We start from the raw sequence: 252 nt of genomic DNA on the forward strand, positions 1-252 counted from the left end.
AATAAAACAGCGCAGACCGACGGGGAAGGTCATCGTGCATTCGGACAGAGGGAGCCAGTATGCCAGCCATCGGTATCGTGAGGTATTGAAAAACAATGAGTTAGTCTGCTCAATGAGCGGGAAAGGCCGGTAGCTGTCAACGAAGTTGACACCCTTATTCGTTTTTATGCTGCCGTTTTCAGCCCAGTTTCTGGCTTATCTGGATTCAACATCACCACCTCGACCCGCTGCCATTGACGGCATGAGGTTGAC

The 252-nt window shown here is 50.8% G+C and carries 1 pseudogene; it reads left to right on the forward strand.

Annotated elements, in window-relative coordinates:
• A pseudogene (locus MFP24_RS00105) lies at positions 1–127 on the forward strand (IS3 family transposase); the annotation flags it as partial.
• Between the last annotated feature and the right edge of the window lie 125 nt (positions 128–252).

The organism is Brenneria tiliae (assembly GCF_023347575.1).
In the GTDB taxonomy this organism is placed as follows: Bacteria; Pseudomonadota; Gammaproteobacteria; order Enterobacterales; family Enterobacteriaceae; genus Brenneria; species Brenneria corticis.